This window comes from Microtetraspora sp. NBRC 16547, from assembly GCF_030268965.1.
Classification (GTDB): Bacteria; Actinomycetota; Actinomycetes; order Streptosporangiales; family Streptosporangiaceae; genus Microtetraspora.
Map to the genome: position 1 here is coordinate 1 of NZ_BSSE01000053.1, position 15,617 is coordinate 15,617.

12 protein-coding genes and 1 pseudogene are annotated in these 15,617 nt (G+C 64.6%); 10 read left to right on the top strand and 3 right to left on the bottom strand.

Annotated elements, in window-relative coordinates:
* The 4 genes and pseudogenes from QSK17_RS35080 to QSK17_RS35095 all read left to right on the top strand — a co-directional run.
* A pseudogene (locus QSK17_RS35080) lies at nt 1-215 on the top strand (IS5/IS1182 family transposase); the annotation flags it as partial.
* Between the two features lie 187 nt (nt 216-402).
* Nucleotides 403-711, top strand: a complete 309-nt coding sequence (locus QSK17_RS35085) for a hypothetical protein (protein ID WP_285710875.1) — start codon at nt 403-405, stop codon at nt 709-711.
* 148 nt (nt 712-859) lie between these two features.
* The gene (locus QSK17_RS35090; RefSeq protein ID WP_285710877.1) at nt 860-1,105 is read left to right on the top strand and encodes a hypothetical protein; all 246 of its coding nucleotides are present in this window, start codon (nt 860-862) and stop codon (nt 1,103-1,105) included.
* Nucleotides 1,102-1,458 carry a hypothetical protein gene (locus QSK17_RS35095; protein ID WP_285710880.1) on the top strand — a complete coding sequence of 119 codons (357 nt, stop codon included), beginning with the start codon at nt 1,102-1,104 and terminating at the stop codon, nt 1,456-1,458. Before QSK17_RS35090 ends, QSK17_RS35095 begins: the two co-directional genes overlap by 4 nt.
* Nucleotides 1,459-1,602: 144 nt before the next feature.
* On the opposite strand, the gene QSK17_RS35100 is transcribed toward QSK17_RS35095, so the two are convergent.
* Complete coding sequence (locus QSK17_RS35100) at nt 1,603-1,758, bottom strand: hypothetical protein (RefSeq protein WP_285710883.1); 156 nt, start codon at nt 1,756-1,758, stop codon at nt 1,603-1,605.
* Complete coding sequence (locus tag QSK17_RS35105) at nt 1,755-2,030, bottom strand: type II toxin-antitoxin system RelE/ParE family toxin (RefSeq protein ID WP_502889348.1); 276 nt, start codon at nt 2,028-2,030, stop codon at nt 1,755-1,757. Before QSK17_RS35105 ends, QSK17_RS35100 begins: the two co-directional genes overlap by 4 nt.
* Before the next feature lie 368 nt (nt 2,031-2,398).
* Between QSK17_RS35105 and QSK17_RS35110 the strand changes: the two genes are divergently transcribed.
* The 4 genes from QSK17_RS35110 to QSK17_RS35125 all read left to right on the top strand — a co-directional run bounded on the left by QSK17_RS35110 (nt 2,399) and on the right by QSK17_RS35125 (nt 12,036).
* Nucleotides 2,399-3,151 (top strand): hypothetical protein, encoded by a 753-nt coding sequence (locus tag QSK17_RS35110; RefSeq protein WP_285710886.1) that lies wholly within the window; start codon nt 2,399-2,401, stop codon nt 3,149-3,151.
* A 4-nt stretch (nt 3,152-3,155) separates the two neighbouring features.
* The gene (locus QSK17_RS35115; RefSeq protein WP_285710888.1) at nt 3,156-3,965 is read left to right on the top strand and encodes a hypothetical protein; all 810 of its coding nucleotides are present in this window, start codon (nt 3,156-3,158) and stop codon (nt 3,963-3,965) included.
* Between the two features lie 205 nt (nt 3,966-4,170).
* On the top strand, nt 4,171-10,350 hold the full coding sequence (locus QSK17_RS35120; protein ID WP_285710891.1) for a LamG-like jellyroll fold domain-containing protein: 6,180 nt from the start codon (nt 4,171-4,173) through the stop codon (nt 10,348-10,350).
* Nucleotides 10,351-11,442: 1,092 nt separating this feature from the next.
* Entirely contained in the window at nt 11,443-12,036 is a 594-nt protein-coding gene (locus QSK17_RS35125) for a hypothetical protein (protein WP_285710892.1), read from the top strand.
* A gap of 227 nt (nt 12,037-12,263) precedes the next feature.
* On the opposite strand, the gene QSK17_RS35130 is transcribed toward QSK17_RS35125, so the two are convergent.
* On the bottom strand, nt 12,264-12,815 hold the full coding sequence (locus QSK17_RS35130) for a hypothetical protein (RefSeq protein ID WP_285710895.1): 552 nt from the start codon (nt 12,813-12,815) through the stop codon (nt 12,264-12,266).
* Between the two features lie 361 nt (nt 12,816-13,176).
* Between QSK17_RS35130 and QSK17_RS35135 the strand changes: the two genes are divergently transcribed.
* Nucleotides 13,177-13,482 (top strand): hypothetical protein, encoded by a 306-nt coding sequence (locus tag QSK17_RS35135; protein WP_285710899.1) that lies wholly within the window; start codon nt 13,177-13,179, stop codon nt 13,480-13,482.
* A gap of 697 nt (nt 13,483-14,179) precedes the next feature.
* Nucleotides 14,180-14,734, top strand: a complete 555-nt coding sequence (locus tag QSK17_RS35140) for a tyrosine-type recombinase/integrase (RefSeq protein ID WP_285710901.1) — start codon at nt 14,180-14,182, stop codon at nt 14,732-14,734.
* The last annotated feature ends 883 nt before the right edge of the window (nt 14,735-15,617 follow it).

The window sequence follows — 15,617 nt, forward strand, 5'->3', positions numbered from 1 at the left end:
AGCAGGCCAACCGGCGGAAACTGGGCTCCAAGGGCGGTCGTCCCCCGGGGTTCGACTCTGTCCGATACAGAGATCGGAACACGGGGGAACGCTGCTTCAACCTGCTGAAACAGTGCCGTGCCGTCGCAACCCGCTACGACAAGCGCGACTTCATGTATCTCGGCACCATAGATGTCGCTTCGATACGGATCTGGCTCCGCAATCCCGTCTCGTGATCTACAAAACACGACCTAGTCTGCTGCGCTTGCCTGGGTCGTGGCGGGCGGGACGATCAGGCTTCCACCTCAGCCAGCTACGGACCGGCTCACGCTCGGGCGATCATCCCGGAGCCGAGGCCCCCGCCGGAAGCACTTTTGCCTATACCGTCGCAGAGTGGACGGTCAAGGCGTGGGAAAGCGCTCAGTGCTTGATCAGGTCGTGGTCAGTGTGGCTGTTCTGATCGGGGACGGCTTTCTAATGATGGTGGGCCTCTACGTGGCGGTGGCCGCTGGCGGCTTCCGTCTTTTTGGCGGCGGGCCCGAGATGACCGAAGCGGCATGGGAAGCTCAACATCATCGTGAGTCCCTTGCTGTGTATGGGGCGGGGACGGTCGTCGCGCTGATCATGCTGGCTATTGCGATAGTGGCGCTGCGTCGGCGTCCTGAGGTCGCGGTCGTCCAGTTGCTTCCGCTGTCTCTGGTTGCTGTCTTCCTGATCGAGTGGGCGCGTTAATCCCTGGTGATTTCGGGTGGGGAGGGCCCGACGATCAGCTCAGCCACGCGGATCCCGAGTCACCACCGACCGGGACACGCACGCCCACCATGTGCGCGTGTCTACGGAACGCCCTACCCATCATGGTTGTGTCGGACATAATATGGGCATGAGGAAGTTGCGCTTCTACCGGTCGGCACGCAAGCACCGCATCGGGCAGGCGCGTGCTCTTCACGTGGTTCGATCCGGACCGCCGGCCATCGTTCCGGCTGCCGACCCTAACTTGGAGGACCGATGGGTGTGGATCGGCCCAGATGATAGGGGCGTCGAACTGGAAGTGATCGGCGTCCTCACCGATAAGTACCTGGTGATCATTCACGTGATGCCGACCGCGTTGAGGAGGAGGAAGCCATGACCGAGCACCGAGAAGCGTGGCCGCCTGACGACATCGAGTTGGTCCTGGATCACGACGAGATCGACAGTGACTTCGAAGAGATCTACGACAGCAAGGGCAATCGGATCACCGACAAGTATGTGGATGATGCGATCGCCGATGTTCACCGTGCGATCGACGAGGGCCGCGTACCCGTCCCGACCAGCCGTGGCGGGCGTCCCTCACTGACACGCGACGGGACGCACTCACCAAGGGTCTCCTTCCGGGTACCCGAAGAACTACGCGAACGCGCGAAGGCTCGAGCCGAGCAAGAGGGTAAGACGGTGTCCGCACTGGCCCGAGAAGCATTCGAGCAGTTCCTCAAGGCAGGCTGACTTTCAGAGCCGCCCTGTTGACAGCGGAAAGGCAATCCGCCGGATAGCCGATTGCCCGTGCGTCAGCTCCGCACTTCGCCGTCTCACAAGATCGAAAAGGCCACTTCCTGATCAAGGGAAGTGGCCTTTGACCTGCGGTGGAGCCTAGGAGATTCGACGTTTGCGCATCTCCGCCAGCCGCCACACCTGCGTCTCCTGACGCAGGTGATGAACCTCGTCTTCGAACGCCTCTACGCCGCCGGCGGTTTCAATCGCACGCTCCAAGTGACCGCTCTCGCGCCACTTGCGATAGCTGCTCACTGGTTCATCTCCTTGTGCCGCTCCATCAGGTAGATCTCATACAGGTGTTCGGCTCGTGGAATCGCCTGCAGATACCAGCGTTCCCAGTTACCCGCCTTATCTCCCGCGACCAGCAAGATCGCCGACCGCCAGGGGTCGAAGACGAACAAGATGCGGATCTCGCTGCGACCGGTCGAACCGGGCCGCAACTCCTTCATGTTAGGAATCTTGGAACCGGTTACGGTGTCCACCAGCGGCCTGCCTTCGGCCGGACCGTTACGTTCCAGCACCAAGATCGCCTGATTGACCAGCTTCCCCAGCCGTTAGGGTCCCGTAGACATTCCAGCGGTCGGGGAGCCCCGGTGGCGGTAGTCCGGTCGAGGGACTTGGCCTTTGCGGGTGGACCCATCACCGCTTACTCGAACACCTGCATTCCACCCCCGGCAAAAGGCAGGCACGTGCTCAGCCACACGTCACAGGACTGGCCACGCGCCGCGACTGTTTCGGCCATGCTTTTTTGGAATATTTCGGACCAAATTGAGTCGCCCGGTGATCGTCGTTGGCCACCTGTTCACCCGACGCCGTGACGATCTGTCGTCGGTGCCGCGGCTCATGCCTCCGCCAACACCGTCGGCTTCCCGGCTCTTCAAGGACCAAATCCGTGCCATCTGTCGTGCGCTGCCTCGTGGTGGCTCTGGCCGCTCTCGGGCTCACCGCATTCGGACCGACAGGTTCCGCGGCCGCGCATCCGTTCGGCGACCCGCAGACCGCTGAGATCAGCGTGATCGGCGTGGACAGGGTGCGCGTCCACTGGAAGGTCGGCATGGTCGACGACCTCACCTATCTCGCCATGTACCTGGGCTTGCTGCCGGATGACCGGGTGATGCTCGACGGAGCCGTCTTCTTCGACGACTCTGACCCGGCGCTCCTCCAGAGGTCACCGGCGTTCGAGGACTACCTGCTCGAGCAGATTACGGTGACCGCCGACGCAGCCCGCTGCGCCGGCGTGGTCGCGGACAAGTCCGACGTGCTGAACGACGGCGCCACGCTCGAGTTCACCTGCTCCGAACCGGTGACAGAGGTCGACGTCCGGGTCTCGATGCTCACCGACCTCAACCCGGCGTACAAGACGCTCGCGAGCAGCCCCGACGGCCAGAAGGCCGTGTACGACGGCAACCTGACCAGTCACTCCTGGACGCTGGCCACGATGGCCGGCGAGACGGAAGGCTCTGACCTCGGGCGGAGTGCCGCGGTGCAGATGTCGCTGGTGGGCCTCGGGGTGCTCGCGCTGGCCGGTGCGGTCGCCGGACTGGTCTGGTTCCGTCGCCGCAGCCGCCGGAAGCCGGCCGAGGCCACCGCCTCCACGGGCTCCAAGACGCGCAAGAGCGCCGTGCCTCCAGGGCAGCGAGGCTGACCCGATGCTTCGTACCCTGTCGGTGCCCGCGGTTGCGCCATTGTTCATAGGAGCGACCGAGCTCGGGGACAAGCTGCAGAGCTATCTCACCTCGCCGAGCTTCGCTCCGGCGGCGGTCGTCGTCGCTCTGCTTGCCGGTGCCGCCCATGCGCTGGCGCCCGGACACGGGAAGAGCCTCGCGGCGGCGTACCTGGTCGGCTCCGAGGGCAGGGCCCGGGACGCCCTGTGGCTGGGCGGGTCGGTCGCGATCATGCACACCCTGTCGTGCCTGGCCCTCGGTGTCGCCTGGACCTTCTTCTCCCTCTCCTCCCTGGTGGAGATGAAGACGCTGACCACGAGTCTGGAGCTCGTCGCGGGCCTCCTGGTGATCGGGACCGGGCTCTGGCTGCTCCGGCGCCACCTCCGCACCAAGGGCGGCCCCGGCCACGGGCATGGCCATGGGCACGGGCACGGGCACGGGCATAGACACGGGCACGCGCCTGCGGCGTCGAGGCCGGGTCTGGTATTGCTCGGGATCTCGGGTGGTCTGACGCCCTCCCCGACAGCGTTTCTGCTGCTCGTGACGGGGTTCTTCTCCGGCCGCGCAGGCTTCGCACTCGTGCTGGTCATCTGCTTCGGCCTCGGCCTGGCCGGCGTGCTGTTCGTCGTCGGCCTGCTCGCACTGAGAGGCCGCAACCTCGTGGTCCGCGCGACCGGGTCACACGCAGTCCTCCACCTGGCCACCCGCGTGGCTCCCGTACTCGCAGCCGCAGGCATCACCCTCCTCGGCTGCGGCATCACCGCCCTCGCCGCCACGAACCTCGTGGTGGCCTGAGCGGGTCAGCGAACAGCTGACCAATCCCCCCGAGACGTCAGGAGCAACTGTCGTGACAACACAACCTCCTATACGGACGAGGCGGTGGCGCCTCTTCGCAGCCATGGGGCTCTTCTCAGCGGCGATGGCCACCCAGGTTAGCCAGGTCGCGGCCGCCGCGCGCGCTGCGTACGCAACCTCCTAAGTTCGAATGAAGAGGAAACTCATGAGTCCCCGCCATCGCTTCCGAAGTCTCATTGCCCTGTGCGCCTCAGCGGCGCTCCTGGGCGTCGGTTTTGCAGGGGTCACGTCGGCAAGCGCCACTGCGGCGACCACCCTGCCGGCCGCCGATGTGCTCGATGTCGACTTCGGCAGCGGCGCCCCGGTGGACCACTCGCCCAATGCGTTCACCCCTCAGATCTCCGGCGCACCCACTTACTCCTACGACCGTGACCTCGGAGTCGTCGGAGCCACGACCGACGGCGTCGACGACTCGATCGGCTTCACGCTTGGCAGCCAGTACGACAAGATCACCGACAGCTACGTCGACCCCACCACGGGCACTGCCGCCGTCGACGGGTTCAGCTACCAGTGCGTCTTCAAGTACATCAAGTTCTCCTCTCAGGCCGACCAGCAGTACTGCCACTCGTCCTGGGGCGGGGGGTTCAGCGTCTACGTCAACGAGAACACGGTCTACGTCTCGGTGCGAAACAGCGGGTCGTACTCGTACTCGGCGCGATACACGATGCAGGCTGGTCACTGGTACGACGTGGTGGAGACCTTCGACGGCCACAAGACCCGAAAGTTCTACGTCAACGGCGCGCTCATCGCGACGGACACCCTCGCCACCGACCATCCCGTTCTTCCGCAGAGCCCGCAGCCCAACACGACGGTGTGGCTGGGCTCGCACATCAAGAACAACGACAAGGCCAATGCGCCATTCCAGAACGTCACGTACGCAGCCGAGCGCATCTGGGGCTCGCAGCTGAGCGCCGACCAGGTCGCCTTGGCGCATGCCCCCTACGCGGCGGCGCTGAGGCAGCCGAAGCCTGACGTGCTGAACGCCAAGTTCGGCGCCGACGGGTCGGTGAGCGACGCCGCCCACGCCATCCCGGCACGCATCGTCGGGGTCCCGACGGTCGGTTACAACTCGGAGGTCGGCACCGCCACGGCGAGCCTCGACGGCTCCACGAACGGCATCGGCTTCCACCTCGACCCCTACTGGGACTCGCTGACGGACGCGAACGGCATGACGTGGTCATGCATGCTGCGGCTCGACGCCACCGCGTACACCGCGGCGAAGGCGGCGCAGACATTCTGCGGGACGCTCTCCGGCGGTGGTTACGGCTTCCAGGTCCAAGTCGTCGACAAGGGTGCCGACGCGACGCCGCAGTTCGTGCCGCAGGTGCGCGCGCGCATCAACATCGGAGCAGGCTGCAACAGCGGTGGCTACTGCGACGGCCCGTGGGTCGATATCAAGCCGGGCACCTGGTATCACCTGACCGGTACCTACACGGGCACCACCGCGGCAGGAAACAGCGCAGCAGGAACGATGCAGCTGTACATCGACGGCAAGCCCGCGGGCGCGGCCCTTGTGGCGTCAACACCCAACCCGATCCACCACCCCAACTTCGGCACGCCCAACATCGACACCTCCTGGCTGGGGCAGGCCTCGGCCGGCGGCGACGCGAACACCGGCGCCAAGAGCCAGGCTGCGACGTACGCAACATTCAAGGTGTGGGGCACGGTCCTTACGCCCGACCAGATCAGCGTTCAGCACATCCTCGACGCACCCAAGCCCGGTGACGGCGCCCCCGTTGAGGACTCCCCGGGCGCCCCGATCTCCAGCACGGCGACTTTCAACGCCGACTTCACGGACGGCACGCTGTCCGCGGGAGCCGGCTTCCCCGTGCGGACCACCGGCAGCCCGAAGGTTGCGTTCGATCCCCAACTGCTGCACAACGCGGTCACCCTCAACGGCACCGATGACGGCATCTCGTACGACCTCGGGAACTACTGGAACGACCTCACCGACGCGAACGGCTTCTCCTCCGAGTGCGTCTTCTACATCCCCGAGACCTCGACGGCGCCGGCGAACACGGCCCAGCCGCTGTGCAACGCCAACTGGGGCGGTGGTTTCGGGATCACGGCCTACAACGACGCCGCGCGGGCGGTCCTCCGCACCGGAGGTGATCCGGCGCACCCGAACAGCTACACCACGACGCCCGACGTCCCGCTGACGAAGGGTGTCTGGCACGACGTCGTCGTCACGTACGACGGGGCGACGTTCAAGCTCTACCTCGACGGCGTCGCCAAGTCGTCGGTCGCGGTCTCAGGGAAGATGTGGCACCCGCAGCCGACCACCACGACGGCGATCTTCGTCGGCTCGAGCGGCAGCAACAACAACGTGCCCGCCAAGCCCTACGCCTACAGCGCGAAGTACGCCGCGATTCGCGCGTTCAGCATGCCGCTGACCCTGGCCCAGGTGGCCAGCCTGAACCGCGAATGGAGCACCGCCCCGGAGACCGTCCCGGACGCCGACGTCCTCGACGTCAGCTTCGCCGACGGCAACCGTGACGACGCCAGTGGCAACGGCCTCCCCGTGAAGGCGTTCGGCAAGCCCGCGTACGACGCCAGCGGCCAGGGGCTCGACCACGGCGTGGTCTCCGTCGACGGCGGATACACCGCGCTCGGCTACGACCTCGGCACCCACTGGGACGCGCTCGACGACGCCGACGGCTTCAGCATGGAGTGCCAGTTCAAGATCAACAGCGAGGACATCTCTCCGAACGCCCCGTGGGCGAACGGCAAGCTCTGCGGCTCATACTGGGGCGGCGGTTTCGGGATCGCTCTCACGGGCAACAACCAACTCACCGCCACCGTGGCAGTCGTGGACAACGGGACGACCAACCACTACAAGAGCGCTTACGGCACCATCGAACCCGGCAAGTGGTACGACGCCGTCCTGACCTACGACGGCAGCCACATCCGCCTCTACGTCAACGGCATGCTTGCGCAGGCCACCGCCAACCCCGGCCCGATGATGCATCCCGGCGGCGTCGGCAACACCACGACGACCAGCTACTTCGTCGGCGGCAACCAGAACGGCAACAACGCCACGTCGAACTCCAACGTTCCGGCCTCCTACGCCGGAACGCGCATCTGGGGCTCGCCGCTGGCTGCCCGTCAGGTGGTCAAGCTCTACGCGGACGGACTCGGTTCCCTCCCCGCACCGACAGTGCACCTCGACTCGAGCACGCCCGCGGCGAACGGCACCATCACCAAGCCAGTGACGTTCGGACTGAAACTCGTCAATGGTGAAGCCGCCGGCCTGTGGCACTACGCACTGGACGGCACGTCGATCGACCTCGGCGACACCATCGGCGCCGGCCTGAGGGCGGGCAGCCATCAGATCTCCGTCATCGGCAAGACCTCCTTCGGCGACCCGATTGACTGGACGATCCCGTTCACCTCCACCGCCATCCCGGCGAACGTCGGGGTGGGCACCGAGCAGGGCAAGGGTGCGGTGACCCTCACCGCGATCGCGACCAGCCCGGACCACGGTGACGTCACCACCACCTTCACCAAGGGCAGCGTCGACTACGCGACCGGTCGCAGCCAGGGCGTGATCAGCTCGATCCCGACCACGCTCGACTTCACGCCCGTCTCGTCGAAGCCGCTCGACGGCACCCAGAAGTTCGACGACGTTCTGAGCCAGTCCGCATCGACCCATGACGGGCTTCCCTACCAGCGCTTCGACGTGACCGTCCCCCCGGAGAGCAACGGTCGGCTCATCGAGTGGCGTGGTGTCGTCGACCCCGACCGTGCCGTCAGCGTTCGGGCGTGGGACACCACGCTGGGCGCCTGGACCGAGGTCGGCTCCTCGCCCGGGCAGTCCGACGGCAAGACCGTCGTGCGGTCCCAGATCGCCGACTCCGCGGTCGACGCCGGCGTGGTCCACCTCCTCGTCCTGGGCACCGACCCCTTCGCCGACGACCTGGAGCCACGAGACTCTTCCGCGGGGTTGCCCGCGAACAAGGATCACTTCGCCCAGCCGGACGACTATCAGTTCTCCATCGCGCACTGGACCGACCCGCAGTACCTGAACCAGGGCGCGAGCGGCAACTACGACAAGATGTACTACGCAAACACCTACCAGCAGAACTCCCTGACCGGCGTCGAGACGCCGCAGGAGGCGAAGATCTGGGCGGCGGCGTACAAGGCGGCGCCCGAGTGGATCGCGACCCACAAGAACTCCAACAAGATCGCCTTCGCAGCACTCACCGGCGACATGATCGAGGACTACGCAGTTGACGCGTCCTCCCTGAAGAGCACCGACCCGGCCAGCCCGGACTACGGCGTCGTCGACACGAGCAAGGTGAACTACTCGGGCATCGACCAGAACGTTCAGATCGCCCACGAGTTCAACTTCTCCAAGGACGCCGTCAGCGCCATGATCAACGGCGGCGTCCCGTACGGGATCATGGCGGGCAACCACGACAACGCGAACGGTGCCGTCCAGGCCCCGAACCAGATCTGGAACGACTACTTCGGCGCAGCCGACCAATACGCCGCCGCGAAGAAGTGGCCGCAAGGCGCGTCGTACCACTCCTACGACGAGACCGAGACCACCGATCCCGTCACGGGCGCGAAGACCACCAAGCCGGGCACGGACAACACGAACAGCTACCAGCTGTTCTCCGCGGGCGGTCAGGACTTCGTTGCCGTCTCGCTCTCGTACGGCGTGACCGAGAAGGAGGCGGCGTGGGCCGACTCGGTGTTCAAGCGGTTCAAGGACCGTAACGGCATCCTGCTCACCCACAGCTACCTGTCGCCGTCGAGCAAGCAGGACGGCCGCGGCGGCGGCTTCTCTCAAGACGGCCATGGCCTCTACCAGAAGGTCGTCGAGCCGAATCCGAACGTGTCCCTCGTCCTCGCGGGCCACGAGCACGGCGTGGGCATCAACCTGCGAAGCGGCTTCGACGGGCCGAAGATCACGAACAAGGTCGTCGAGCTCCTCGCCGACTACCAGAGCTACAACGTCCCGGCCAGCAAGCTGTTCTCCCCGGACAAGTGCGTCAAGGCCGGCCTGATCGACACCGACACGCACCACTACTGCGTGTGGAACGCCGACCGCACCCAGGTCGACGTCGACGGTGACGGGACGTACGACCACCGCGCCACCGACAAGCTGACGTTCGGCGCGTCGTTCCTGCGGATGCTGCAGTTCAACACGCAGAAGAACACGCTGACCGTCGACACGTACTCACCGTTCCTCGACGAGTACGGGAGCACGCAGTACGACACCTACTCGCCGCTGCGCTACAACGGCGCGGAGGACAACTTCACGGTCCCGATCAACCTCCAGAGCCGCAAGACATCGGTCTCCACCGACGGCCTGGCCGTCGTCACGATGTCGAACGACGTGATCGGAACCAAGACGGTCGCGTCAGGCATGCCGGCTAGCGTGACCTGGACGGGTCTGACCCAGGGTGAGACCTACGCATGGGCGGCGGCCAGCACGACAGGTACCGGCGAGGCGATTGGCGAGGGCGCTTTCCAGTTCGGTGGGATCTTCACTGCGACCGCGGCCGGGACCGACATCACCCCGCCGGTGCTGACGATCCCTGCGGCCGTGACCATCACCGTCGGTGACACGTTCGACCCCCTGGCCGGAGTCAGCGCCCACGACAACGCCGACGGCGACATCGACCCGTCCAAGATCGAGGTCATCGGAAGCGTCGACACGACCACGGCCGGCGTGTACTCGCTGGCCTACCGTGTCTCGGATGCGAACGGGAACACGGCCGTGGGCTCGCGGGTGGTCACGGTGAAGCCGGTTCCTGTACCGGTGCTGACGCCGACCAAGGTCAGCGTCTCGAACGTGGATGTGCCGTTCGGGTCGAAGGCCACGTTCACCGCGAGCGTGTCACCCGCCACGGCGAGAGGAACGATGTTCTTCGAGAACGGCGAGGACCCGATCTGTCAGGCGAAAGTCTCCCACGGCACCGCGACATGCTCGGTCAACCAGTTCCCCGGTGGTCCCGGCACCAGCGTCGTCGGGGTGGCGCGTTTCCAGCCCGACCCTGGCTCCACCTATGACACGTCTCAGAGCGCGTTCGTCCTGAAGATCACGCCCGGCACCCTTGTTGCGTCGACCCCGACGATCTCGGGCCCGGCGAAGGTCGCGGGCAATCTCACGGCCAAGCCTGGCACATGGACGTCGGGCACCACCCTGAGCTACCAGTGGTACGCGGACGACGAAGCGATTGCGGGGGCGACCGGCTCCACCTTCACACCGACGTCATCGCAGCGTGGCCACAAGATCACGGTGACGGTGACCGGATCGAAGGTCGGGTACACCACGGTCAGCAAGACCTCCATAGCCACCAAGCCGGTGGCTTAGGTGGACTGACACCAGCACGTTGTTGACGTGACGAGAGGCCTCCGTGTCGGGTGGGACTTTCCGCCTGGCACGGAGGTCTCTCGCGTCTCGCGAAAACGCCCGGCTCACGCCCGCCGGGATCCGCTCTCCGCGCGCCAAGCTCGAGCTGCGTCGTATGGGCGGTCAGTCCAACATCCGCCGGACGGAATACGACCGTGACGGCGGGGAGACGATCTACGAGACTCATCGGTGGTCGTACAACAAGGCTGCCAAGGTCTGGGCCACCTTGCTGGAAGGCCAGAGGGTGTAGGTGTCTCTTGACGGCGCGGTCCCTGGATATGGAGGGCGCGCCGTCATCGCGCTAAGTCAGGGGCCTATTCCCATGACCTTCGCCCAGCTCTTGCCGCACGGTCTGGCGCTCCCTGTGTCAACGGCCAAGTGCGTGTCGCCGCTGGTGGCCAGGTTAAAGTGGCTCTGGCACCCTGGGAAGTTGGCACTGCCCATAGCCAGGCTCGGTACGGATCAACCCATCAAGACGAGCAGGTATCCGGTAGGTTCGGTGTCTCTCCGGGCAGAGTTGCGCCCCGGTTTCATCGTGGTCATTGCCAACCAAGCGGGACCGATTGAAGCGCAGGCGTAGCCTGCGTCTCCGAGGAAGAAACGTCTGAGCGAAGCGAAGGCCTGCAGGGGTCGAGGCTTGGCTCGACTGGGAGAAACGTTGAGCCCTATGCGCGAAGCGTCCCACTCGCGATGACCTTGCGCGCCGGAGGTGCGCCCCAGAAAGAGACAGCCCGAGCGGCAGCGAGGACCGCTCGGGGTGGGGTCCCGGCAGGCAACCACGTCGTTGGGCAACGGGTGAATGAGCGCCGGCCCACCTACCCTGCCCTCTTGATGGTGGAGCCTAGGGGATTCGAACCCCTGACTTCCTGCTTGCAAACGGGAGCCAGTCACGAGGCAGAGGACTCCTCGCGCTGCTCAAAAGGTAGTTACGGGCCGGTGGCGTGTGACCATATGAGGCGGCGTTGCTGTACTCCGCTGCTGTACAGCAACAGGACGTTGTCAGTGGCCAGCGGTATGGTTCACGTCGTTCTACTGCAATGGCAGGGAGGAATCGTGGGGGATTGGTTTCAAACAATCGTGGACGTCCAGGCATCGCCTCAAGAGGCTGAAACTCTAGCGGCAGATGTTCGGGACTGGCTGATCTCTTCGGGAATCGTGTCAGCCGAGCGCACGGACTGCACCCTAGGCAGCGATCTCGGGTACCCACCCGGCCCGCGTGCTGATGAGATGGTGGACGCCTCGGGCTGGAGCGTGCCATGGCAGGACGTGCGGATCAACGGCCTGGACATCATTACCTGCCGTACCGCCTTCGACGCGGGACAGGGTGATCCTATAGCCGTTACCTGCCCGCACTGCTCGGTGGAGATCGAGCTTGTTGACGAGGACTTCGAACTCATCGAGGAGGCCTGGGAGCCCTTCAGCGGAGTTGTACACGGCTGGGACGAGGGACGCGACGTTATCATCCCCTGTCCGGCCTGTACGCGGTTGGTCGAGCCGACCTCATGGAAGTGGGCCGATGACTACTTCGCATTCGGCCATCTCGGCTTTACGTTCTGGAATTGGGCACCGCTGCGAGCGGAGTTCGTCGCCGAGTTCACTCGCCACCTGGCCGGTCACCGCATCGCGCTTTTCAGTGGCAAGTTCTGACCACCAGGACTCTTCATGAGCGTGATTTTCTGCGCCTCCACCGTTGGTGCGGATGAGGGAATCGAACCCGTCTAGCCAGTTTGGAAGACTTCGGGCCATCGTCGCGTGACCTGCTGGGGTGCAGCTCAGGAGGTGCACAAGGCTATCCGTCAGTCCCCGCGAATGCCCCTTGCAGACCGCCACGTCTGGCACGTCTGTGGCACGCGAGTGATCAGCCGATGTGCTCCTCAGCAGTACACCTGCCACTCTTCTTCAGGGACGGCGCCCTCGGTCACGTCGCAGACACGGTCGGCCCATTCGCGGGCAACGAAGACTGGACGGGTGAGGAGGATATCGTCGGCGCGTTGGGCACGCAGGACGAGCCCGAACTCGTCAGCTCCGATATCTCCGTACTGCGAGGCGCGGACCGCGTCCCCTAGTCCCTGCGACTGCAGGTAATCCACGAACAGATCCACCAGTTGGGACGGCACACGTCCAACCAACCGAAGGCCATTCATCGTGACCTGAGGGCCATGATGCGCGTCGATCGCGATGCAGGACAGGCATCCTGACTCTGCGAAGTAGGCGGTCAGGGCGAGTCCGTGAGATGTGGGCAGATGGAAGTGTACGTAACGCACTCCCCATCTACCGTGGCTCAGGCCGGAAGGGATGTCATCATCCAGCGCAGCAGCCACTTCATGGAAGCTCATGCCGAACCGCAGCGGTCCAACGCTCACGAGTGGCGTGAAGTCCCATTGCAGGCGTTCGGTGTCGTCAAGAACGATGCCTGCTGGTTTCATGGACCACCTCTCAATGCCCCTGTCAGCTCATTATTGCAGGCGCACCCTACCGTTTGGCGCATTGGCAGTGATCTTCGGCCAGGTTGTCACGCAGAGAATGCGCCGGCCAGCGCCAACCGTTTCCTTATCACGTAACAGGGACGGATGCCTGAGCTGCCCGGATACGTTGCTGACCTGCTCTGATAGTCCATGGACTTCCGCCAGTGTCCAGCAGCGACCACTAGCGTTGTCACGCAGTTGTTCACGCATCCGACCTTGAACACTTGTCGCCTCTAGTGTGTACGCATTCTGCAAGTCGGGCTCATGCTGCAGTGGGGTGTGGATGTTGCATCGGTCAGATCTAATCCATACGGGATGGATCTTGGAGGAAAACGCGAGAGTTCTCTGTGAAGTTCTCGCGTGGCTGGTCGGCTACACATTCGATGATCTTGACTGGATGGCGGTCGATACCGCCCTGCCGGATACGGACGATGAGAATGAGGGAAGCTGGCACAGCTACCCCTTGGTGGGCACCAAGGCCACACTCGAACTGAGGCTGGCGCAGGCGGTGGGCGGTTCTGCGTTGTCCTTCAAGGTGTTCGGATCTGCAGATCAGGTCCTCTCCGCACAGATCAAGCTCGCGGGGGACATGGCAGCTCAGTATGTGATCAAGAGCCGGCTGACCTAATAATGCTCTGGCAGCGGCCGAGTCGGCCTGTAGGCCGGGTTCTAATTCCGCATGACCGCTACCTGCACGGATTCGCTCCGAACCACAAACGACCTGCAGAAACGCTTCCGTTCGTTGTCATCGCTTGCCAGCGCTTTCCGGTGCTAGGTGCCCCCAAAGTGCCCCCGGCCGGCGACGGAGGGTAAAGCCTGGGGTGCCGGGATCCAGTGGTGTTTATTCAGGGCGCCGATCGTGCGCCACGCATACAGCTGCCACCTGACCGCCTCTTATGTAGCCACTGGTTCGGCCCACAGGCCTCGGGCGCCCCGGCAACGCCTGTTGAGGTGACAAACCGATCATGTCATACCCACGAGCGTGAGGGGTTTGACGAATCGTGCGGTGGTGCTGAATCGGCGGGGCAAGATCAGTTTGGGGGCAATTACACTGGCCCGCCAATTGGGAAGCACAGCAACCCGAAGCCACGTCGGCACTGCTGCGCGGTGGGAAAGTGCTGCAAGCAGAAGCCTTCTGAGTGGACGGTTCACGACGCGTACATGACGCTCCGCGCCGCACTGAGCAACGCCGTACGGGAAGAGACGCTCTCGCGAAATGCAGCGGCGAACGTCAAGATGTCCGGGCCACGAAGCGCAAGGTCAAGCCGTGGTCTGTCGACGAGGCGCGGGCCTTCCTGGAGTCGGCCCGCACTCGGCAGGACCCAATGTATCCGGCCTACGTCCTGGTCCTGGTGCTCGGTCTGCGCCTGGGGGAGGCACTCGGGCTTCGCTGGGAAGACGTTGACCTCGACCCAGCCGAGATGACGATCGGGTGGCAGTTCCAGCGGGTCAGTGGGAAACTTCTCCACCGCGAGACCAAGACCCAGTCGTCCGATGCCACGTTGCCCTTCCCGGACATCGTGACCGCGGCGCTTCGGTCTCGCCTCGCCACCTACCGAACGGCGCGCGACTCGGCGGGGGAGAGCTGGCACGAGACGGGGCTCGTCTTCACCACCGCGAGTGGTCGACCGGTGGAGCCGTCGAACTTCCGGCGCAGCTTCGCGAACGCTTGTGTCAAGGCGGGGGTGCGGAAGGTCCACGTTCACGCGACCCGGAAGACCTGTGCGTCCCTCCTCGTCGCCCTCGACGTCCACCCCCGCGTGGCGATGCAGATCCTCCGGCACAGCCAGATCGCGGTGACCATGAACGTGTACAGCGAGGTCTCGTCCGAGGAGACGCGCAAAGCGCTCAAGCGACTCGGTGACCATCTGGAGCTGTAGCCGTTGCTGTATTTCACTGCTGTACGGCATCAAAAGGGCCACTTCCTGATCACGGGAAGTGGCCTTTGACCTGCGGTGGAGCCTAGGAGATTCGAACTCCTGACATGCTGCTTGCAAATCGGTCTGCTCTTCAGGGAAAACGCCGGCGACCTGGGCAAGGAGCCGCCCGCGAGTGACCGTGACTGACCGCCGTTGACCCCCCTAATGGCCCGCTAATGGCCCGACGATCAGCCAGTGACCTGCTCTTCTCTGCGCGGCGCGCACGCTCCGCCTGCCTGATCATCCCGTCACCGTCGACCCGCCCGAAGGGGAAGCGGGCCAGGGCCAGGGGGTCAAGGTGGAGCGCCCTACTGGACGAACGACCTTGGCCCCCTGGCCCTGGCCTGCTCGGCTTGTCCCGAGTCGACGGCGACGGGATGATCAGGCCCTAACTCAGCCACCTACGGTCTTCGACGATGCGCGGGCGATCATCCTGGAGCCGGAGCGCCCCCGCCGGAGGCATGTCTTCTTCGATTAGTTCAGCGATGATCTTACGTAAGAAAGTGATAGCTAACGAGCAAAGCGATCCGGCAGCAGATCGGAACGGACGACTGACCCCACCATCTCAGGGGCAGTCGCACTCGATCCACCTATCACCGCAGATGCTGCACGTCACATCGGCGGTCTTCGGGCAGAGGACGTGCTCGTACCGATTGATCCGACCGACGCTGTAGGTCTCGATCTCCTCGCCGGCCTCGATCGGTGCGCGGCACTTAGCCTCGTGAATTCACCGACATGCGGATGATCGTCACCTAGCGTCACATACGACAAAAGGTGCCGCTCTGACCTGGCATGATCTGGATTGACTAGATCTTGATCCTGCAGGAGAACGGCACCTCGAAAG